Here is a 21,127-nt window from a genome sequence, read left to right as displayed (position 1 = left end):
TCCGCCCCGCCGCCGTCGACGTCTTAACAAACCATAAATTCCGGCGTCGATGTTCCCCCGACGATTCGATTCAACCCAACGACTCCACGCCCGCCGACCATCCGTCCTCGATCGGGCGTCTCTGAGCGTCGAAGAACGACGCGATCGGGGTAAGCAGCCAGCAAGGCCCGAGTCACAGCCGAATCACGATCCAGATTGACGCCAGCGGCCACTTGCTCCGGCGCACCTTTTGGCAAACTCTTGCCGATATTTTCCGCGACCCTCCGAATGGAACTGATCGCCGGCGCAGGGACAGACTGCGGCACTTGATTGTTTTCGATCGCATCGACTTTTTCGGACAAGGTCATCGCCCCAGCGCCCTCCATGGGATCACGCTCACTCAGCAACGCAGCCAGAACCGCGACCGACGCCTTGGGCAACGCGTCCACGGCCTCCGTTGTCATCCGTGCGACACGCGGATGCAGGGGTAATCCCGCCATGATCTTCCCCCGCGAAGTGATCTTGCCGTCGCGTCCGATCGCGCCGAGCATTTGCAGCAACGCCTGAGCCGATTCCACCGCGTGTTCCGGCGGATCCGTCAACCAGCGCATGGCGAACAAATCCGTTTCACCGTGGCTGGCCAACATCAACACCATCTCGCTGAGATCGGCTCGCAAGATTTCCGGCACGTCATATTCTTCACGTGAACGTTGTGCCGCTTGGCTCCACAATCGATAGGCTTCGCCCGGTGCCGTTCGGCCCGCTCGTCCAGAACGTTGATCCGCCGACGCCAGCGATATCGACGTCGTTTCCAACCGAGTCAATCCACGTCGTGAATCGAAGCGTGGGACCTTTGCCAATCCGGAATCCACGACCGCTGTCACACCATCGACCGTCACCGACGTTTCCGCGATGTTGGTCGACAACACGATCTTTCGGACCTTCGATGGCCGAATCGCTTCGTCTTGTTGCTTTGGCGAAAGCGATCCATGCAGCACGACGATGCGGACATTATCGGCCAAGTTCGCACATTCCAATTCCGACTGAACCCGCCGAATTTCTCCCACGCCAGGCAAGAACACCAACACGTGCCCGTCGCTGCTCTGAACCGCGTCACAAATGGGACCAATGATCCGACGTTCGATCCTCTCGCCCGGTTGATCTTTCCCGTGATGGATCGCAACGGGGTACGAGCGGCCTTCGCAACGAAGCGAAACGGCGTTCTGCGGATTCTCATGATTGAGAAAAGCGACAATCGGATCCGTTTCCATCGTGGCGGACATGACCACCAACCCAAGATCCTCTCGCAATTCCGAACGCAGTCGATGCGACATCGCGAGAGCCAGATCCAATTCCAGCGTTCGCTCGTGAAATTCGTCCAGCACGACGCAAGCAACGTTTTCCAGCAGCGGATCAGATTGCATCCGACGCAGAAACATTCCCGTGGTCATGAAAACCACCCGCGTCGCCGCTGATTCACGCCGATCGAAGCGGACGTGATATCCGATCGTTTCCCCGACCGGTTCGTCGCGAGAACGAGCCACCCAGTCGGCAACGGAACGCGCGGCCAAACGTCGCGGTTGGATCACCCAGATCTGACCCGCGATATCGTTGTCTTCCAAGGACTGCAAGACAGCAGGCGGAACCCCGGTCGTTTTGCCAGCGCCCGGTGGCGCCTTCAACACAACCGCTCTACCACAGCCGATTGCTTGCCGCAGCGGAAGAAGAACCTCTTCAATCGGAAGTCGCGTCATGGAGAGTTGGGGTGCAAAGCCCGATCGGCCAAATCGAGGTAACATTCCCAGTCGTAATCGGCCAAATCATGTTTGCCATCACGGAGGTGATACTGCATCGGTCCAGCGTTCAAGACCGCTTGCTCGGTCAACATCGATGCCTGCCGAACGATGTTCGCATTTGCAGCGGACATTCCCAACAATTCATAAACCGGTGCGGCCGCCTGCCAGGCCAAGAACTCCCCTTTCGGATCCGCCCATTCATCTTCCGTTGCACTGCCCACCGCGATCGCGCGTGGTGCCGACAAGGCGATCAGTTGATGTTGGTCCACCGGAGATGCCGATTCGTTCTCGTTGTACTGCAAGTATGCGTCGCAGAACCAATGCGGGAACGACGAGTTGATTCGTCCGATCGTTTCGCCAATTGCTCGTCGAGAAAGTGCTGCTCCGCCGCACCCTGAATCATTGCTAATCACCATCGCGAAACGAGGGTCGGTCGCGCCGGCCCACAACGACGTCTTGCCGAGGCGGGAATGCCCCAGCACTCCCACTCGTGAGGCGTCGACATTCAGCGATTCCGTCTTCTCGATCGCATCCAAAACGCACGACAGCCCGTAGGCCCAACCCGCGATGCTGCCCGGGCGATGCTCTTCGGGAAGCGAAGCAATGAAAGAAGGCATCAACCCGTGGACACCGTTCTTGAACCCGTCATCGAAATCGGGATCGATGTCGCCGTAGTAGACCGTGATCATCGCGTAACCTCGATCGGTGATCATGCTCGAAGGCCAGCGACTCGACGCCACCCCGCGCCCCGCCTCAATCGCCTTGTTTCCATCCGTTGATCCATTTCGTCGATCGCGAACCCAACTCGTTGGGATTCGAAGCTTTGGATCATCATCGATTGTGTGATTGCCCTGGAAATTCAACCCCAAAATCGCGGGAACAGGCGTGTCCGCCTGAGGCACATCGGCCAAGACCTGAACGACCAAAGGCGAGATCTCACTGGACGATTCCAAAGGCAAAATGGCAACGTCAAACTCGTGCCGTGTCACTCCCGGACGAAAGTCTTTGTCACTGCGAACCAGTTCGACGTTGATGCGGCGACGCTCCGGCATGATGCCGAACACATGCTCCTCGAACAGACGCAAGGTTTCGGCTCGCCGTTTTCCCCACTCTTCCGCCGTCGTCACGGAATCACCGTTTTGAAATTCCAACAGCGGTGGCAGCTTATACGGCGGTATCTTGGACTCGTCGTAGTTGGCAACAAACTTCTTTGGCGTTTGTGCGTGTGAGCCACTGTCCGTTGCAAACGTCATCAGGAACAGTGTCCCCGCCAAAAAACAAACACTTTGAAATTGAAAGAGCATCGTCGCCTCGTCTGAATGGGTCATGAAGGTGATTCCGGTTGCTCTTCAATCGAGCAACACCTGCGGCCAACTACTTGTTCAATCCAAAGAATAGATTTGAACGTCATCCACCACGACATTTCGTTTGATTGCCAATCGCAACAGACGCTTGGTCGGATGAGCCATTCCTTCGGATGCAAACGAAGCGACCTCTTCACCGTCGATCGAAACCGTCATGGTATCCCCCACGACTTCTGCTGCGACGTGATACCACTTTCCCGTTTCCAACGAATGAGGAACACGTTTCGTCTTCGTTCTTAATTTCGCTTGCAGTTCATTGGGCACCTTGCCTGCCTTTCGAATCGTCCTGGTTTTCAAATCCATGACTCCAGTTTTCAGATCGGTGATTTCGACGGACTTCACACCGATGGTCACGCGAAACAAGTGCCCAGCCCATACCTTTTTGTATTTCAAGTCGGCGAAGTTCAACCCCAAGGAATCCTTCTCGTGCTCAAGCATGAACTTCATTTCAACACGACCGTCGCGAAACTCCATCGGCTGAGTCACGGAGACTCCATGGTCGGCGGTCTCGTGAATGAAGATGCGCATCGTGCCATCCTTCAAATCCACTTGTTTGTGTCCGTTCGCACGGCTTTTGCTGTTCGTGTTCCAGCCATTTCCCACTTCATCGGTTAGTTCCTGCGACTCGTTTCGTTCAAACCGATCCTCGAAAATCAGCTTGCCTGTTTTGGCTTCTTCTGCCAGCACTGGCCCAACGGAGAGAAACGCGGCCAAAGACGCCAGACAAATCGTTTTCATCGAAACGTCGCTTGTCTGACGGGAGCGACAACGCGAACTCGATGACGCGGAATGCAGGGAAAGGAACATAAAAAACTCGTTCAGCGGGGGGATGGAGGTGGGCGAACATTCAGCGTGCGATTGTCAATCTGGGATCGAAGACCGATTGCCAGTTCAAACGCGTTCACCAGAATGCGTCGACGAAGTATAGCTAAGCGGTTGCCCGTCTGTGCAAGCCAACGCACACGTTCCAAACCAGTTATCCTTGCACGGAACCATCCTTTCAAAGATGTCCTTCCAATTGCATTCCCACCACGCCCCATCCGTTTCATTCATGTCACTCATCCCTTCGATTCGCTCTGTTTGGCTCGTTCTGCTCGCCGTTGCTTTGATCGGACGCTCCGCGAACGCCGATGAACGCCCCAACATTGTTTGGATCATTCCCGATGACATGTCCGCGAACTTTTCTTGCTACGGCGAGACCGCTGTTGAGACTCCGAACGTGGATGCGTTGGCAAAAGACGGCGTGCAATTCAATCATGCGTATGTGACCGCACCAGTTTGTTCGACCTGTCGTTCAGCGTTCATCACCGGCATGTACCAAACATCCATCGGTTCACATCACCATCGCAGTGGCCGTGGGACTGAAAAAATTCATTTGCCCGACAATGTGACGTTGGTACCCAAACTCTTCCAAGACGCGGGCTATCACACCTCCATCAGCGGTTGGCCCATCAGCGGGCGACTGGGTAAGACGGACTACAACTTTGAATGGGACCAGTCCGTTTACGATTCCGCGGACTGGACAGACCGCAAACCCGACCAACCATTCTTCGCTCAAATTCAAACGCAAGGCGGCAAACTCCGTGGGAAAGACACCAAGGGTTGGAACAAGGTAGCGGCCTCCGCTCGCAAATTGTTCGGTGAGTCCACGCCGAACACATCCGTGGTGCTACCGCCGTACTATCCCGATCATCCCGACATCGTTCGCGACTGGGCGGCGTACCTCGATTCCGTTCGCATGACCGATGCTATGGTCGGCGACGTGATTGCGAGACTGGAAGAACAAGGCGTTCGCGAAAACACGTTGATACTGTTCATGACCGATCACGGAATCAGCCATGGCCGAGGCAAACAGTTTTTGTACGACGAAGGTTTGCACGTGCCATTGATCTTGAATGGCCCCGGCGTCGAACCGGGCACCACGCGAGACGACTTGGTCGAACACATCGACATCGCGGCGTTGTCATTGGCCGCCGCGGGGATACCTATCCCTGAAACCATGCAAGCCCGCAATATTCTGGCGGCGGACTACCAACCACGTGACGCGGTGTTTGCCGCTCGCGATCGTTGCGACGAGACAGTCGATCACATTCGGTCCGTTCGAACGGACCAATTCAAGTACATCCGCAACTTCCTGCCCAACCGCCCGTATCTGCAACCGTGCGCCTACAAGGACGCCAAAGCGATTTTGATCGCGCTTCGGGAATGCCACGCCGCAGGAACGTTGGACGACAATCAGTCGCTTCTATTTCGGGACGTTCGACCGGAAGAGGAACTGTATGACTTATCCAGCGACCCGCACGAATTGCACAATCTGGCGGACGATCCGAAACACCAAAGAACGCTGGTAACCTTGCGAAAGAAACTGGACGACTGGATGGAGGCAACCAACGATCACGGCCGAACGCCTGAATCAGCCGCCCAGTACGAAAGCGACATGAAGGTCTACCTCGACACGCTTCGCATTCGCTCGACTCCCGAGCACCTGAACACCGTCCAACAGAACATTGAGTGCATGAAGACCATGGCGGCGGAAGGCAAGTGATCCCACGAGCATTGAGACATGAACGACGCTTCATCCAACGCACAAAGTACTTCGCGAGCTGATTTGATCCGCGTGCTCAAGGAGTTCCCGCTCACCTATGAGCAGCACCAGGTTTTGCAGAAGCCAGGAATCGAAATCCTGGTTCACCGAGTCATTCGGAAGCGTCGTTGGTTCACCGCCAGCCTGGCTGTTTCAGCGACGACATGCTTGGCATTGGCCGTTCGCGGGATTGCTTTCGCATCAGTCGTTTCACCATGGATCGCAGCAAGTGTCTTGCTGGGATATTGGACCTACCGCCGTGTCAAACGGTCCACTCGTCTGCGAGACGCCTACCAGCGGTTTGAAAAATGCCGAATGAAATCTTCGAGAGAATTCATTTCGCTGGGCGACGCGCTGCGTCTTTCGTTCTCGCTCGACTACGATGAACATCAAGCCATCCGCCAGGGGAACGACCGGCTGGTGGCGGATCGGATGATCGAGCGTTTCAACAAAGACTCCGCTGCTCTCGCTCTCGGTGGTGCGGGAGTTTCGATGATCATTTGGAACCGGGTTGGAGTTCACTCCATTCCATTCATCGCCGTGTTGGCAGTTGCAGTCGTTGCATGCTGTCTACGAAATTGGATGCAAGTCCGACGAGTCGAAATGATCGTTGGCCAGCACTCCGAAACGATCATCTCTTGCCAACGAGACCCGTTGCAAGCACTTCGGGATGACTCATTGCCCGAACAAGAAGTGGAAACTGATTCCAGTTCAAGGCAGACGTTATACTAGACGCGATTGTGGGGGACGTTGTTGGGTCCTACTTCGAACATTTCCTGACCAAGTACACCGATTTTGAGTTGTTCACTGACAACTCCTTTTTCACCGACGACACTGTTCTTACCGTCGCGATTGCAGACTGGATCATGAACGCCGGTGATCTCCAGACCTACTTTTACGACTACGTCGAGCGCTACCCGGGGCTGGTTTTGGCGGAACCTTCATCCGCTGGGCACAAAACCGAGACAGGGAACCGTATGGGAGCTGGGGCAATGGTTCCGCGATGCGAGCTTCACCTGTCGCCTACGCTCGTGATTCTTTGGCGGCGTCCCGGTCGATATTTGGAGCACAGCATCGGAATGCCTCGACGCAAAACTTCGATTCACCGTGCAGCCGTTCCAATCCCGTTACCCAATCATGCCACCCCGTTGACTCAAGCCATACGCCTCTGCACGGGCAACCGAAAGAAAACCCGACGCGTCAGCGAGGCGAAGTCAACCTCGTTTTTCCCTCGCTGACGCTTTGAGTTTTGAGAAAAGCACAACTTCAAAACGTACGCCTGCACGGCATCGCTCTCCCCAAACTTCGTTTCGGGAGAGGTTCTCAAATGCCGAAACCCGCTAAAACGCGTCTTCGATGAACTGCACGACCTCCGTGTGGGGGACGAAGCAAGTGCCATTCAGCGCACCACCAACGACAGGTCACGCAAAAGGGTGAACCTGTAATGCGCATCTTTCCCCTTGTGAAATTTGCGCATTTTTTAGGGGGAACCCCACTTACAGGACTACAAAACCTGATCAAAACCGCTATTTTGGGGGGCAAAAAGGAGACTCCAATGAACGAAACACTCAATACGTCCGCAAAGTTTGCGGCTCGCGACACCATTGACAGTCTGCCCGATAGCGCAAGCTGGGATGAAGTTTTGTACCGTTTGTACATCCGTCAAAAGATCGAATCGGGACTGGCCACGGCGGAATCCTCGCGGTTGGTTACCACCGACAATGTCCGAGAACAATGGAACCAGACTCGCAATGCAAGTTAGTTGGACTGAGTACGCCGTTGCGGACTTGATGGCGATTCGCGATTACATCGGACGAGACTGCGACAAGTACGCGGACTTGATTTTCGAACGGATCGTCGAGCAAACCGAACGTCTGCTGGAATCACCGGACGCAGGTTCCATCGTGCCTGAGTTTGGACGCGAGGATGTCTCTGAGATCCAGGTGAACTCGTATCGAGTTGTGCACCAGATCTTCGATGACGAGGTTCGCGTTCTGACGGTTTCCCATGCGACCGCGCCTTGCTCCACGCATATCGGCGATGTGCTCTAGTGGTTGGTCACGACGTATTCTCAGGGTTGTGAACGAGGCGACGAGTCCTGAACCGGCGTCAAAACCAAGGCCCCATCGCCTCGTCCACTACGACCACCCCTCACTTTTGACTTTGACAAACCACTCGGCGTCCCGGACGAGATTGTTTGCCAAGTATCAATAACGGGTTCATTCCAATCGTCGATAGCGTTTGGAAAACACCAGCATCGTGATCATCCACCAGCCACCTAGAAACAAAGGGGATGCATCGGGGATTGCGATCGAGGCAAACGCCATCCCGATGAACCCCATGCCTAGCAAAGCGCTACCGCCCCACATGTGCCCGGCGATGGCAATGAAGGCAAATCCGCTCATGATGCAGGCCATGACCATCACGTCGTTGTGTTCCAGTTGTCCGACGATCCACAGCAAGTTGATGCTGGATAGCGCGACGAGATAGCCCAACCAAACGGACCACACGGGCCGCTCCGCCGAAATTCGCGGCAACCACAATCCGTCTCTCGCGTGACCGATCACCCAGGCGATTCCAGCCAGCATCGAGATCCGTGGGACAAAGTAACCCCAGAACGCTGGACGACTCCATGCCGCCAAATTCGCTGGCGTTTCCATGTAAATCCACTGTGTGGTCACGTACATCGCAACGTGAGCAGCCAAGACGACGTAGCCAATTTGCCGAAGAGCCCGTCCCCAGCTTTGAAACGCATGCAAGTGCTGATCTCGCGATAGCTCGCGTGACATTCGGTGAACCAATCCAGCAGGCACGGCAAGCGGTGTATCGCCACCCAGAATTCGGTCCAGATCGTCGGCGAGTTCGTCCGCGGATCGGTAGCGTTCGCTTGGGTCGCACGCCATCGCTCGCTCGATCACGTGATCCAAGTCCGTTAATTCTGGCAACCGCGGCATCCCGCCCGGCCATGTCATTCGCAACGACGGTGGCTCGTCCGACAACACTCGCGAGAGCACTTCGGCCGTCGATTCTCCGCGATGAGGCGGCGACCCAGTCAACATTGCAAACAAAATGCCTCCGAGGGCATACACATCCACTGCATCAGTGAGATCGCCACTACCGCGAGCCTGCTCTGGACTCATGTAGTGAGGCGTTCCTATCACCTGCCCATCGCGGGTCAGCCCCGGTGCATCGCGATGAAACTTCGCCAACCCGAAATCGACAATTTTAGGAACGCCTTCGTCGAGCAACACATTTTCCGGCTTCAGGTCGCGATGAATGATCCCGCGGGAGTGTGCGTACGCGACGCCTCGACAAATGTCTCGTACCAACGTCACCGTGTTCATCACGCAAGATTTCAATTCGGCAGGTGCCAATTCGCCATCTTTCCAACAGTCTTTTCGCTCATCCACGTGGGACTGCAGTGACTCTCCTGTCACCATTGGCATGACGAAGTAGTCGATCCCACGCCAACATCCAAGGCAGTGAATCGCCAAAATATTCGGGTGCGAAAGAGACGCGGCGGCTTCACTCTCCACTCGGAAACGCATCCGCAATTCGTCGTTGGCGAGGACACCGTCCCCAATCAGCTTGATCGCGACGACACGTCGGAGAGAATCCTGCTCGGCTTCGTAGACCACCCCCATTCCTCCGCGGGCGACTTCGCGAACCAACCGAAACTCACCGATCGTTTGACCGACCAGAGTCACCGGCTTTGATTCATCATTGCCCAGCCAACGGTGATTCCGAAAGAAGTCCTTCAGCTCCTCGGCATGTTCAGGATACCGCGTCAGATACTCATGCGGATCCAAGTGTTCGCCATTCTCCTCGCGCAACAGGATTTCCGCCAAGACGGAATCCAGGCTCGATGACGAATCAGAATCGTTCACAAATTTGACAGTCCATGAAAAAAGGCCGGAAAACGCAACGCGTCCTCCGACCATTGTAGCTTCTGTTCGAGGGGATCACGGCAAGCACCCGCCGCCCGCGCCGATCATCAGCAATATCGTTTAGTAGCGATTCACCAAACCCGGTCAAGCGATCAGTTCGTGGATCACTTCTCCACCGAATTGTGACAGTTGTTTGTAACGTCCACCGTGGAAATACGTGAGTTTGTTGTCATCCAACCCGAGCAGGTGCAACATGGTCACGTGCACATCGCGAATGGGGTGAACACACTCGACAGCCTTCGCACCAATTTCATCCGTTGCTCCGACGACCGCACCACGGCGGGTGCCACCACCAGCGAACCACATGGTCATCGCATCGATGTTGTGATCGCGTCCCAGAGCGGTCACGCCACCACGGTAGTTGTTGTCCGGCGTGCGTCCGAACTCTCCGGTCCACACGACCAACGTGTCGTCCAACATCCCGCGTTGTTTCAAGTCTTTGATCAACGCCGCGATGGGCTTGTCCACGCTCTTGATTCGCGCTGCGTGGCCACGTTCCAGATAATCGTGACTGTCCCAACCACCGGAGAAGATCTGCACGAACCGAACGCCCTCTTCCACCATGCGACGAGCCATCAAGCATTGCTTGCCAAAGGCCGCGGTGTCGGGGTCGTCCACCCCGTAGGAATCCAGAACGTGCTGTGGTTCGGTTTGCAAATCGATCAAGTTGGGAACCGAGGTTTGCATCCGGAACGCCAACTCGTAGCTTTCCATTCGAGCGGCAAGTTCACCCGCGTTGGGATGTTGGTTCAGCGCACTGGATTGCAGGTGATCCTTGTTGAGCGCCGCCAACTCATCGAGCATCCGGCGTTGGTGCTGTCGAGTGCGGTAGTCGCCTGGCTTCAAATCCAAAATCGGCGAGCCCTGTGCTCGAAGCGTGGTGCCTTGGTAGTACGCCGGCAAGAATCCGTTGGACCAGTTAGCACTGCCGGCTTGCGGCATCGCGAGTTCGGTCATCACGACAAAGCCGGGCAGGTTTTGGTTCTCACTGCCCAGTCCGTACGTCGCCCATGCACCAACGGCGGGGTCACCGCCCAGTCGACTGCCGGTGTTCATGTGCAACAAGGCTTCTGGGTGATTCAATGATTCGGCTTGACATCCTCGGTACACGCAAAGTTCGTCGGCGACCTCGGGATCCGCCAGGTGAACGAATTGGTCGCACATGTCCAAGCCCGACTGGCCAACCTTGCGCGACTTGAACGGGCTGCCAACGTAGAACCGTTTGCCGGTCGCCAAACCTTCCGTCCGTTTCGATTCCGTCACGTGCAATCGATCCAGTTCCGGTTTAGGATCGAACGTGTCCATTTGCCCAGGACCACCCTCCATGAAAAGCATGATGACCGCTTTGGCCTTCTGCGGAATCATCGGCTTCTTTGGTGCCAATGGAGACGCCGCCGCCCCAGCTTCCACCGCATTCACGTTGTCGGCTGCTAACTGAGACGTCAGAGCGAGCGAACCAAGAGACGCACCGAGACCACAAAAGAAGTTACGACGCTGCAACATTTGCCATGAAGATTGCATTTTATTTCAACTCGAATGAGGGAGGCGGGGAGATTCTTTGAGGGTCTGCTATTCTAACCGAGCTCGGATCCTTTCGTCGAATCCATCGCAACCGATTGTGCCAATATCGCTCTATTGACCAGCCGTTTCTATAGATCAGGGTTGGGCGTCAAACGAGTGGTTGATCACTCGATTCCCGTCCTGCTCAATCGCTCGCAACCACATTCGCGTGCCGATCAACTTCCTGCCGTTTGGCCAATCGATGTTTCGTTCGACCGTCTCACGGGGTGGCAGCACCAACACCCGACGCTCGTACTGTCGTTCTCGACCGGCAAACAATAGGCAATCGAAATTCGTCAGCCGATTGGTGTGATTGACCATCTCGATTTTGACACGCATCCGACCTCCCAGATCGCCATCGATCAAACGGGTGGTGACGCGAATGTCAAATCCGTCGGGTCCAATGCTCATCGTGCGGTGAACACGAATCACCGTCGGAGGCAATGTTTCGAAACGGAAATCCAGTGGCAATTGGTACGAACCAATCGTGGCATTGTTCTCCAGCGTCACCCCAAAATTGACCTGATTGGACTCGTTGGGAAGCAAATCCCAGGGTTTTGCCGCCTCATCTAAACGCCAGGAATTCGGGGCAACCACAGCCATTTCCCCAGACAAAGACTGGTTGATTGGGTTCCGAAATCTCACTCCCAACGGCTGCTGAAGCCCCAGCAACGAATCAATCCGGGTTCGATCCAGCCGGACGGACATCCGAAAGTCAGCCAGTGATTGGTCAATCCCGACATAGAATTTTGGCACGCGATTGACAGTCAATCGCTGAACGCGACGGCCCTCGTGTTCCATCAATGGAACCGGTTTGCGATGCCCCCACACGTCCACTTCGTAAACGTCTTCGCCCAAGTACAAATGCTCGACTGTCGGGGTATCCGCCCACACCATCAACACGGACTCGTCATCCCCTCGAAACACAATGTTGTCACTCCCGTTTTGCAGTCTCAACGACCCGGCATTGGTTCGATGCCCGAGCAGCAAACTCGTCGTTCGGAACGGCAGTAACAACTCATCGGGGCGTCCGTCCGGGGCCAGTACCGCTGCGTCTTCGTCCATCGGTGCACTCAGGAATGCCGCGTCGACTCGGTGGCCGCGCGTCGCAGCCATCCGAAGCACGAGATCACTGATCCGTGATTCCAGGTCGTACTTCCGTTTCGAAATCGGATTGATTGTCAACCAAGTGGCGGGCAAACGAGCCGGGGCGACACCACCGGCCATCACCGCTTCTTCCCTGGCCTTCACTTCACGATCCAACATCGCGTCCATTTCCACAGCCGTCAAAGGCGATGGTGAGTGGCGGTGCAACCCGCGCCAACTGTCACCAACGGTGGCGGGAGGCGTATCCACCCAGGACCAAGCGATCATCGTCTGAATGGGCTGGCCGAATCCTTGCAATCCGGTGGAGATGCCTTCCAGCGTTTCAAGCATGTTGGATTGCCCCATGAAGCTCTGGTCCTCATCGGCCCCCAATTGCCACAACCGAATTCGCGTTGTCATGCGATTCATCAGCGGTTCCAACTCCGGGCGCCACGCTGATTCGTCTCGCAACAAGTTGGCAACTCGAGTGTCGGATTTGTCACGCAATTGGTAGGCGAACAAGCGGTCTTCCGGCGGTTGATCCAACAACCCAATGGGTTGAATCCCCAGATCCCGCAGACGAAACGCCAGCAGAGCCGCCGCATCCGCGTGGTCGTGTTCCTCGGGACCAAACCAGACCGGCAACTTCGCCCACCCAACGCCAACAAGCTGCATCCATTTCGCCAATTCGCGTTCCGTCAGTTTCCGCCGCCGATGTCGCTCCATGATCGGAACTGGAACGGTCCATCCAAACGGTGTCGGATCAATCACATCGGATTCCGATTGGAAGGTCGCCAGCGATGGCAATCCGAGAATCGACTCTTGCGTCCGCGAGGGGTCACCGAACTCAGCGGGATCATTGGTGATTCGACCCAATACAACAAACGAAGTCTCGTTGGCCAAGGACGCACCACGTTCGTTTTCCATGGACGCCGCCACGCGGTAGTATCCTGGCTTCAAATCGTTGAGGTCCCACCGGTATCGGAGCGAACTAGAATCATCCAACCCGACACCGGTTGCTTCCAACGCTTCATCCCGCGAAACGACCGATTCGGCTTTCGCTTTCCCGTTTGCCAGCCGTTCGATCTCGGCGTCTGCTTCTGCTTCAGCCTCTTCGGTCAACAATCGAGCCGTTTCTTCGACGGGGTCAATGGCTCGAGAAAACGTTCCAAGGGTTCGATTGTGTTGGTCGTACAATCTCAATCGCAAGCGTGTGTGTTCATCGGACAGTCCCAGCATTTCGCTCATCACGACCACCGTTTCACCTGGCAAGTACACGCCGAGGTCTTTGTCCGTCGCGACCTTCAACTGCGGAAACTGGCGGAACATCACGTTGTCGAATGACACCGTCCCGTTGATATCCTCCAGCCCGTCTTCGCCGCCGCTGACTCGCAACCGCACGTACATTCGATCGCAGTCGCGCGGGGGCAGCAGGTCTTTCAACACCAAGGTGGTCCAACCGGTCGTCTTACTGATGTGTTCCGTTTCTCGAATGCCAACTTCATTGCCTTCCGGATCTTGAAAGACGATTTCGGCATAGACCTGATCGTGAATCAGACCTTCCGTCCGTACGTCGACGCTGAACTGGTACTGAAACGTTGGATTGGCAGGCAACGCAGGCGACTCGACTCGAGCCAATCCACCGTCCAGCCGAATGGTCAAGCAACGGTCGACCAAGAAATCGGCCATCGATGGAGGCAGTGGAGGCAACTTTGGATAGAGCGTACGCAGTTTCTGCCAAGGCCTCAGGACGGCGGTGTCCAAGGGCAAGACAGCGTTTTCCAGCTCCGCGTCGCGAGCCTCAATTGCGATGCCGACGTAGTTCGGATAGCCCGGCCCATCGTAACGCAACCAGTTGTCCGGCCAGCCACCAAAATCTTTGTCAGACGCTCGGGAGAAATCCCATCGGAATCGTCTCAATCCGGCTGGCCCACGAGTCGATTCGACACTGCTTCGCTCGATCAAGGCGTCGCGTGGAATGTTTTCCCATCGTTGCCGCTCGTAGCGTGACTCGTTCTGGGCCGTTGCCATCGGAAGCGGCGTCCCCAACAACCACATCGCCAGCACCAGACTCCCCCAAGCCAACCACCGCACAACACCGGTTGGGGCAATCGTGGAAGCCAACGCGACGAACCTTGACGACCCCCTATTTTCGCGAATCGGGCCCCGTGACACAGCACACGCGTGAAACAGACGACCCCGGCTCGAAGTTTCCGACCGAAAGGCGTATCGTGAAGGGTCGAGTTGGATCAAGCGGTCCACCATGACCTGGTTGCCTGCACGGAGAACGAATCGATTGGCTGAATTGAAACTTGCCGTCCGGATGGACGCCATTCCGGGGGCCGGTGCGTCTGCCGCCGCACTACGTAAATCATTGACCATCGCAGCGTCGATGGGAGTGCGAAATGTCGAATTATGTGGTCGAAGCCATGTGCCCGTATCTGAATTGTCGGACACCGGGGTTCGGACCTTGCGGAAAATCCTGGATGATTTGAATTTGCGGATCGCATCCATTCGGTTTCAAACCCGGTTTGGGTACGATGTGACGGACCATTTGGACCAGCGAGTCGACGCCACCAAATCGGCCTTGAAGACGGCGTACCGGCTGGGGGCCCCTCTGATTGTCAACCAAATCGGCACCGTTCCCCCGCCGCCGACCAACATCGATCAAGCCGTCAACCAGGCCGGAAGTTCGTTACTGCTGAACCCGTCGGGAAGCGGCGACGAGTCGGACTGGAGCAATGATTTGCCAGCGGACCTGGCTTCTGAACTGGCGAACTCAATCGCTTCCTCCCGAATCGGAAAAGAGATCGCCGGACAGGGAGCCGCGGGCAGCGACGCCTCTCGCTGGGAAACACTTCGTGAGGTGATGGACGACCTCAGCCGTTACGGCGCCAAAGTCGGCTGTTTCTTAGCAGCCGAAACCGGCACCGAATCCGGCACCGACCTCGCTGCGTTATTGGATGCAATCCCGGACAGTTTCATTCCCGTCGCGCTGAATCCCGGCCAATTGATCATCAATCGCTTCCGAGTCGACGAGGCCATCAACGCTCTCTGTTCACGGATCTCAATCGTCCATGCGGTCGATGGCGTGATGGACATGGCCGCTGGTCGTGGAGTTGCGGTCCCGCTCGGCGAAGGCACCGCAGACTTCCCTTCCCTACTGGGACGACTCGAAGACATCCCGTTCCGAGGACCAATCGTGGTCGGACGACCAGACATGCGCCCCAAGACGGCGATCATGGAATTGCAGCAGAGCCTGGAATATTTGCGGAACTTGTAGGGCTGCGATTGGACTGAAACGAACCGCGTCTTGTCCAACCTAGAAACTCAATTGCTCGGATGACTCGCGTTCCGACTCGGTGCGATCGTACATGGCTTGAATCAGATCCATGTCGCACTGCCGTTGTTCTACCTTTCGCCGCGCGAACATTCTCGCTTGGGTGTTGATCATCACGTCAGGTGGCAGCAACGAGGTCTGCCCAAACAACCGAGCGTAGTTCACGTAGCTTGGCACGTTGCTGGTCACAAAACCGTACAGCATGCTGCAGACGCCGATCACCTTGCCAGTGAAGATGCCTGTGTTGATCGCGGACTTGGAATAGTCACCCATAATGCAGCCCAGGAATTGCATTCCCGTCGCCATCTTGCGATCACCGTACTCGATGTTGATTTTGCCGTACGTGTTCTTGAGGTCGCTATTGCAGGTCCCCGCCCCGAGGTTGATCCAACTGCCCAAATAGCTGTGGCCGAGGAATCCGTGGTGCTGCTTGTTCGTGAACGATTCGATCACCGACGCTTCGACTTCCCCGCCGATCTTGACGGTGTGTCCAAGTGACACGCCATCTTTGATTGCCGAGTGTTCCAGTACACGAGTGCTGTGCCCGGAGTGCAGCGGTCCTTCCAAGAAACAGAACGGCCCGACTTGAACGTCTTCATCGAAAACGATTGGACCACCCGACGTGTGGATCGATGCGAACTCGCCGATCGTCACACCTGGACGGACAAACACACCATCTTCGCGCTGTGTGTACTCACCATGTTCAATTCGATAGTTGACCGAATCGTTCATCGTTTCCATGTGAGACGCGACCACATCGTGCGGCCACTGAAATGCTTTCAATGAGTATCCCGAACTGACATGGTCGTTCGCGATCTTCTGAAGTTTCTGCAACGGCTTCAGTTCCGGGTCCAAGCCCGTCGATTTCGCAATGTCACCGGCCGTGACAAACGCAGCCAAAAACTCAAAATCGCTCCCGTTGTCCTTGCCAATCACGGCCGCGGTTTCACCGGCACGGATCAATTGCTTCAGCGTTTCATAGGTTTGCACGGAAGGCACCAAGCGAGCGTTGACCAACAGCACATCTTCATTGGCTGCGATTTCCGTCGCGGGTGGTTGCAACCCGTGATCGGCCTCCTGAATCGGCATCAAATAGTCGCGGATCAACCCTTGGACCTGGCATTCCTTCCCGGATCTCGAGTTCTCTTTCGCAAGTGTCCGCAACCAATCGAGCAATCGAAAACTCGCACAGGTGATCGCATAGGCTGGCCGTGCATGAACGATCGGGCAGAGCTGTTCGACCCGGGAATCTTCGAAGCAGATGATTTGCATGAGCACAGCAGTGGAGAGTGGAGTACGAAAAGTCAGACGAGCCAAGGGCGGAATTTAGCATCGAGATCCCGCGTGGTCGCAAAGCGATGCGCTCCCATGGAGGAATCACCGAGCGACTCACGTCACTCTACAAAGCCAAACACGTTGACAAACCGTTTCTACGTGTGAAATCGGTTGCAACGATTGGGAAGTTTAACGGGCATCGGGATCGAGGTCGCGGGGACAACGCGTGGCAAATTCATTGGTCGCGTTGCATGGACGAAACTAAAATGAAGTGAAGCTTATCGCGACGCTCAAGGTCGGGCCCAATGCGAAAATTTCTCGACATTGTTCGGGGACGCAAGCACCCTCCCTCGCCAAGGCCATCGTTTGCACCTTTCGTCAAAACTCGACCGACGACGCAATCTGCGACGGACGATTTTGGCGTCCGCTTGGGTGGCTCTGAACTCCACCGTTCCTTCCGCGCTGGCGTCCGATCCGACGAACGACGCTCAAGAAACCGATCTCGGTTTTGAAGAATTGCACTTCGGTACTGAAGAGGAACGGTCCGCACGCCCCTCCGCCGATGAAATTTCCAAGATCGAGCGTTACCTCACAAAACTCGAATCGGACTCCGCAGTTGTCCGGCGTCTGACCGCGAATCGGTTGTACTCGCAAGCCATCAACGGCAATGAAGAAGTTCGCCACGCCATCCTGTCTCGACTGCGTTGCCTGCGTGTCTCACTTTCGTTGGATGTCCGTCAAACCGCGGACCAGTTGAATCAACGCATTCGTTTCGCGACTCATCAGCGCGCAGTTCAATCGCTGGATCGTTCTCCCTGGGATGACCTCACGAAAAGCATTGACCAGGGAATGCACCGAGAACTGCACCAATGGTGGCGACACTTCTCCGAGCGGGCTGGCAACGATTCGGATTCCATCCATCAATTTCAACACGTCGCTACATTGGCCGGCCCGGATTGGCAATGGAATACCGCTGTCCACGCCTCAGCCGCTGTTCAACGATCGGAATGTGACCAGTGGACCTGTCTGCTAGGGATTTGCGTTCCTGACTCGGGAATTCGCTTCATCCCTGCCTCGGAAACGCTGAAACGCAGCCTGCTGGGCAACAACGTTCACGCGTCCGACGGGCACACAGCCAAAGACCGCGTCGTCGGACGGTTGATCGATTCCACGGTTCGGCGAAATCCCTACGGTTGGTCGATGGAAACGCGTTTGGCGATCGGATTGACCCATCGACGCACCGCGCTGGTAAGAGAATTGTGCGAAGAGATCTGGAACAACTCCCATGCCAGACCTCGCGAAATCGCGTTGTCGTTGCTGGCTGGTGATCGGGTGAACCATCCTGCTTGCATCAGTCACATGAACGCATTCGTGGGTGATCGCCGTGTGATCACAGTGCTTCCAGGGCAAGCCCACTTTGGAGTTGGAAACGCGAAATGGCCTCGTTCCGTTATTGTGCCTCGCGTTGGTGACGTGGCTCAATACTTGATTTGGAATGCCGAAGGCATCGATGCACGCAAACATGGCATGTCGGCGATTCAAGCGGATCCCGTGTGGGGAACCCGGCTGGAATCGATCGGTCGTTGATCAGTGTTGACTGAGCAACGACCGCTAATCAACGACCGCTAATCAGCGGTCACGAGTCAGTAGCTCGGTGGCGGATCCGCACGAAGTCTTTCAAGACGCTGTTGTTGGTGCCAGAGGATACTCATCGGCAGCACGTTTCCGTCTTCGTCGTAGCCTTCTTTCTGCTTGCTCAACTCGGCCACTTTTTCCTCCAACCGTTCCACCTGCGTTTTCCATCGAGCAAACGCGTCGCGATGATCGGGTTTCTGACGCGTCTGTTCGATCCATTGACGACGCTGGCGGTCTCGGATGAAGGCGGCGTCTTCCTGCATCGCTTCGGCGACGAATTTCTCGTTGCGTTGCTTGCGACGTTGAAACTCCTCGTCGTTCGGAATCGCACGTGAAGTTTGCGTTGCGGGGACCGCAGACGGCCGCGCAGGCGGCGCACTGACCCAAGACACAGTGCTACGAACCAAAACAATGCAGCCCGCGATCGAACCGATCGACAAGACTGCAAAGATGACCAGTTTTCCGGCCCAAGTTGATTTGGTCGGTTGATTCGAAGCTTTCAAAGGTTGTTCGTTTGAAAGCGAGCGTAGATGGGGAGGCAAGGCATTCATATCAAACTCTAGGTCACAAGATGTGACCGCGAACTGAATTTCAAATCTGAAACGACAATTTACAGAGACGAATGCTTCTGCGCCTCCAAGCTCAGTCGGTCAGAATTGTCGGCAGGTTGTTCGCGATTTCCTCAAACGCCTCCACCAACTCATCTCCTGAGTCGGCGTGATAGTGTTTGCCGAGCCCCGTCACAGCGACCTCTTGCATCGTCTCTTGATTGGCTCCGCTACCGAACGTCACCGTTTGGATGTTCAGATTCTCAGAGCTCATCAAATTCTGCGCGATGGTGTTGGGGGCTGTCCCGTAGTTGTGGATCCCGTCGGTCATCACCACCATTGTTTTGGAAGCGTAGGGACGAGCATTCTGGTGGGTGAAGGAGGTCGCTCCCTTGGACATGCCGTTGCCAATCCCAGTGCTGCCGCTTGGGCCAAGACTTGCCACCGTTGCCCGGACTTGGTCGAAGTCATCCAGCAACCAACAATCCAGACTTCCGTGACTGTTGTAGCTGGCGATCGAAACTTGTTCGTTTTGCGGTGTTGCGTCCAGGACTTGTAAAAACGCATCGACTGCCATCACAAGGTCTTCCCAAGGTGTGTTGGGAGCCGGTCCGAGTTCGTAAAATTCTTCCCAAGCATAGTCGTACAAATCGTCTTGGCTGTAGCCACTGTTGTATCTCACACGCCGGATGTATTGAGGTCGACCGTTTTTGTACTTCCATTCCAATCGAACGATGCCCTCATCTTCCGCAGCGATCAGGCTGTCTTCTGCCCAGGGATCCACTCCGCTCGGCCAGTCATAAGTTTTCCATCCCATCGATCCGCTGCGGTCAAGCACCAAGCTGATGTCCCGGTCCACTTGCATTGCAACCGCGGAACTCGTCGGTCGGAAATCGCCAATCGAAAACGTGTTCGGAAAGATGAACGGTACGGGCCCCATCAACGATTCGCCAGTGCGTTTTCCTGTCACGCGAACGGAACTGACAGCGACCATGTTCGCGGCAACGTCGCTGGTTGGGACCTTCGTGAAGTGGAACCTTCCCGTGCGTCCGTCGGCTTGAGCGGACACGCCAAATTCGAATTCGTTGGCAGCGTCGCTGGTGTCCAACTGATAAGGTTCGCCAGCGACTTCATTCATGGCTGCGGTCAAACGGGCCGCTTCTTTTGCGGCCTCCACCGTTTGCTCTTCACTGAAAGCGCGTCCACCAGCCCGAGCGGCGGCGTCGGTTGCAATGGCCAACTCCGTTTTCACCAACTGCATCTGTGCCAGGTTGATACAGAACGCTGCGAGTAGGGCCAGCATCGGCAAGACGAACGCCATCAGAACGGTGATGCCGCCGCGACGGGTTTGGTCGCCTCGCGTCCTATTGAATCGCATGGAAACGGGGGAAACGGACATTGCTAAAACTCCAAAACCAAAGGTTGGATAAGTGAATCGAAAAAGGATCCCCCCGGACCGCTCTTCACAGTTTGAGTCAGTTGTCGACTCGGAAAAATCCGTTGTATCTCTCGGTTTGCATCGTTGCGGTGGATGTCAGTTGCACGTTCCCCAAAAACATCGGCGTGAAAAACGCAACATCATCCAGATCGACGCTGACGGTCACCGTCACTTCTTCGCTGTCATCGTCAATATTTGTGCACTCGACTTCGTATCCGGAATTGAACAGAGACCGCATGATCGTTTCGGCTTCCTCGACCGCTTCATCGGATGTTGCTCCGGGTACAATTGCAGTGCGAGCCGCGTAGTAGGCGGCGTCTTGAGCGAGGTTGCGAGCCATGTTCATGCGAGCCAATTCCATGCACATGAAGATCGTCAACAGCAACACGTTGCAAACGATCGCAAACTCAACCAACGTCGCTCCGTCACGTTTGGCCGAACGAGTCTTCCTGGAAAGGCAATTCTTGGTTGGCAAACACGGACGAACCAACGATGGTCGAGCCAATTGATTGGAACCGCGTTTCACACGGCGGGCGCGTCCATGCGAGGTTTTGTTTGAGATAATCATGGGCGTT

At 55.8% G+C, this 21,127-nt stretch carries 17 protein-coding genes; 7 read left to right on the top strand and 10 right to left on the bottom strand.

The annotated features are described in order from the left end of the window. Positions 1 to 23: 23 nt before the first annotated feature. The 3 genes from ACF8AM_RS04600 to ACF8AM_RS04590 form a co-directional block, all read right to left on the bottom strand. Positions 24 to 1,733: a helicase-related protein gene (locus ACF8AM_RS04600; protein WP_392554498.1), complete on the bottom strand. Its 1,710-nt coding sequence runs from the start codon at positions 1,731 to 1,733 to the stop codon at positions 24 to 26. After that, positions 1,730 to 3,028, bottom strand: coding sequence for an acetylxylan esterase (locus ACF8AM_RS04595; protein ID WP_392554503.1), 1,299 nt, complete (start codon positions 3,026 to 3,028; stop codon positions 1,730 to 1,732). The genes ACF8AM_RS04600 and ACF8AM_RS04595 overlap by 4 nt, the downstream gene beginning before the upstream one ends. Positions 3,029 to 3,157: 129 nt before the next feature. Then, the gene (locus tag ACF8AM_RS04590) at positions 3,158 to 3,823 is read right to left on the bottom strand and encodes a family 16 glycoside hydrolase (RefSeq protein WP_392554502.1); all 666 of its coding nucleotides are present in this window, start codon (positions 3,821 to 3,823) and stop codon (positions 3,158 to 3,160) included. Between the two features lie 367 nt (positions 3,824 to 4,190). Between ACF8AM_RS04590 and ACF8AM_RS04585 the strand changes: the two genes are divergently transcribed. The 5 genes from ACF8AM_RS04585 (at position 4,191) to ACF8AM_RS04565 (ending at position 7,774) form a co-directional block, all read left to right on the top strand. Further along, positions 4,191 to 5,684, top strand: a complete 1,494-nt coding sequence (locus ACF8AM_RS04585) for a sulfatase (protein ID WP_392554497.1) — start codon at positions 4,191 to 4,193, stop codon at positions 5,682 to 5,684. An 18-nt stretch (positions 5,685 to 5,702) separates the two neighbouring features. Beyond that, positions 5,703 to 6,455 carry a hypothetical protein gene (locus tag ACF8AM_RS04580; RefSeq protein ID WP_392554496.1) on the top strand — a complete coding sequence of 251 codons (753 nt, stop codon included), beginning with the start codon at positions 5,703 to 5,705 and terminating at the stop codon, positions 6,453 to 6,455. An 8-nt stretch (positions 6,456 to 6,463) separates the two neighbouring features. Then, positions 6,464 to 6,961: a hypothetical protein gene (locus ACF8AM_RS04575; RefSeq protein WP_392554495.1), complete on the top strand. Its 498-nt coding sequence runs from the start codon at positions 6,464 to 6,466 to the stop codon at positions 6,959 to 6,961. 317 nt (positions 6,962 to 7,278) lie between these two features. Continuing rightward, positions 7,279 to 7,485: a hypothetical protein gene (locus ACF8AM_RS04570; protein ID WP_392554494.1), complete on the top strand. Its 207-nt coding sequence runs from the start codon at positions 7,279 to 7,281 to the stop codon at positions 7,483 to 7,485. Further along, positions 7,475 to 7,774 (top strand): type II toxin-antitoxin system RelE/ParE family toxin, encoded by a 300-nt coding sequence (locus tag ACF8AM_RS04565; protein WP_392554493.1) that lies wholly within the window; start codon positions 7,475 to 7,477, stop codon positions 7,772 to 7,774. Before ACF8AM_RS04570 ends, ACF8AM_RS04565 begins: the two co-directional genes overlap by 11 nt. 168 nt (positions 7,775 to 7,942) lie before the next feature. Here ACF8AM_RS04565 and ACF8AM_RS04560 read toward each other — a convergent pair whose 3' ends face one another. The 3 genes from ACF8AM_RS04560 to ACF8AM_RS04550 all read right to left on the bottom strand — a co-directional run bounded on the left by ACF8AM_RS04560 (position 7,943) and on the right by ACF8AM_RS04550 (position 14,383). Continuing rightward, positions 7,943 to 9,610, bottom strand: coding sequence for a serine/threonine-protein kinase (locus tag ACF8AM_RS04560; RefSeq protein WP_392554492.1), 1,668 nt, complete (start codon positions 9,608 to 9,610; stop codon positions 7,943 to 7,945). Between the two features lie 144 nt (positions 9,611 to 9,754). After that, positions 9,755 to 11,191, bottom strand: coding sequence for a DUF1501 domain-containing protein (locus ACF8AM_RS04555; protein ID WP_392554491.1), 1,437 nt, complete (start codon positions 11,189 to 11,191; stop codon positions 9,755 to 9,757). Positions 11,192 to 11,326: 135 nt separating this feature from the next. Next, entirely contained in the window at positions 11,327 to 14,383 is a 3,057-nt protein-coding gene (locus ACF8AM_RS04550; RefSeq protein ID WP_392554501.1) for a hypothetical protein, read from the bottom strand. Positions 14,384 to 14,612: 229 nt separating this feature from the next. Between ACF8AM_RS04550 and ACF8AM_RS04545 the strand changes: the two genes are divergently transcribed. Beyond that, positions 14,613 to 15,599, top strand: coding sequence for a sugar phosphate isomerase/epimerase family protein (locus tag ACF8AM_RS04545; protein ID WP_392554500.1), 987 nt, complete (start codon positions 14,613 to 14,615; stop codon positions 15,597 to 15,599). A 39-nt stretch (positions 15,600 to 15,638) separates the two neighbouring features. Here the strand turns inward: ACF8AM_RS04545 and ACF8AM_RS04540 are convergent, their stop codons facing one another. Continuing rightward, complete coding sequence (locus ACF8AM_RS04540) at positions 15,639 to 16,928, bottom strand: GlmU family protein (protein WP_392554490.1); 1,290 nt, start codon at positions 16,926 to 16,928, stop codon at positions 15,639 to 15,641. Positions 16,929 to 17,363: 435 nt separating this feature from the next. Here ACF8AM_RS04540 and ACF8AM_RS04535 point away from each other — a divergent pair, with 435 nt between their 5' ends. Continuing rightward, entirely contained in the window at positions 17,364 to 18,518 is a 1,155-nt protein-coding gene (locus ACF8AM_RS04535) for a hypothetical protein (RefSeq protein ID WP_392554489.1), read from the top strand. A gap of 56 nt (positions 18,519 to 18,574) precedes the next feature. Here the strand turns inward: ACF8AM_RS04535 and ACF8AM_RS04530 are convergent, their stop codons facing one another. From ACF8AM_RS04530 to ACF8AM_RS04520, 3 genes are all read right to left on the bottom strand, one after another. Continuing rightward, complete coding sequence (locus tag ACF8AM_RS04530; protein WP_392554488.1) at positions 18,575 to 19,069, bottom strand: hypothetical protein; 495 nt, start codon at positions 19,067 to 19,069, stop codon at positions 18,575 to 18,577. Positions 19,070 to 19,208: 139 nt separating this feature from the next. Further along, positions 19,209 to 20,513, bottom strand: coding sequence for a vWA domain-containing protein (locus ACF8AM_RS04525; protein ID WP_392554487.1), 1,305 nt, complete (start codon positions 20,511 to 20,513; stop codon positions 19,209 to 19,211). Between the two features lie 76 nt (positions 20,514 to 20,589). After that, entirely contained in the window at positions 20,590 to 21,120 is a 531-nt protein-coding gene (locus tag ACF8AM_RS04520; protein WP_392554486.1) for a TadE/TadG family type IV pilus assembly protein, read from the bottom strand. Between the last annotated feature and the right edge of the window lie 7 nt (positions 21,121 to 21,127).

The sequence above is a fragment of the Rhodopirellula sp. JB055 genome (genome assembly GCF_043100905.1).
GTDB lineage: Bacteria > Planctomycetota > Planctomycetia > Pirellulales > Pirellulaceae > Rhodopirellula.
The sequence above is the reverse complement of the archived record's forward strand: the minus strand, read 5'-3'. Positions and strand labels throughout refer to the sequence as shown.

What these genes read in the sequence shown, in the direction of transcription:
- ACF8AM_RS04600 (WP_392554498.1), bottom strand. Translation starts at nt 1,733, where the DNA reads ATGACGCGACTTCCGATTGAAGAGGTTCTTCTTCCGCTGCGGCAAGCA.
- ACF8AM_RS04595 (WP_392554503.1), bottom strand. Translation starts at nt 3,028, where the DNA reads ATGACGTTTGCAACGGACAGTGGCTCACACGCACAAACGCCAAAGAAG.
- ACF8AM_RS04585 (WP_392554497.1), top strand. Translation starts at nt 4,191, where the DNA reads ATGTCACTCATCCCTTCGATTCGCTCTGTTTGGCTCGTTCTGCTCGCC.
- ACF8AM_RS04580 (WP_392554496.1), top strand. Translation starts at nt 5,703, where the DNA reads ATGAACGACGCTTCATCCAACGCACAAAGTACTTCGCGAGCTGATTTG.
- ACF8AM_RS04570 (WP_392554494.1), top strand. Translation starts at nt 7,279, where the DNA reads ATGAACGAAACACTCAATACGTCCGCAAAGTTTGCGGCTCGCGACACC.
- ACF8AM_RS04565 (WP_392554493.1), top strand. Translation starts at nt 7,475, where the DNA reads ATGCAAGTTAGTTGGACTGAGTACGCCGTTGCGGACTTGATGGCGATT.
- ACF8AM_RS04555 (WP_392554491.1), bottom strand. Translation starts at nt 11,191, where the DNA reads ATGCAATCTTCATGGCAAATGTTGCAGCGTCGTAACTTCTTTTGTGGT.
- ACF8AM_RS04540 (WP_392554490.1), bottom strand. Translation starts at nt 16,928, where the DNA reads ATGCAAATCATCTGCTTCGAAGATTCCCGGGTCGAACAGCTCTGCCCG.
- ACF8AM_RS04525 (WP_392554487.1), bottom strand. Translation starts at nt 20,513, where the DNA reads ATGTCCGTTTCCCCCGTTTCCATGCGATTCAATAGGACGCGAGGCGAC.
- ACF8AM_RS04520 (WP_392554486.1), bottom strand. Translation starts at nt 21,120, where the DNA reads ATGATTATCTCAAACAAAACCTCGCATGGACGCGCCCGCCGTGTGAAA.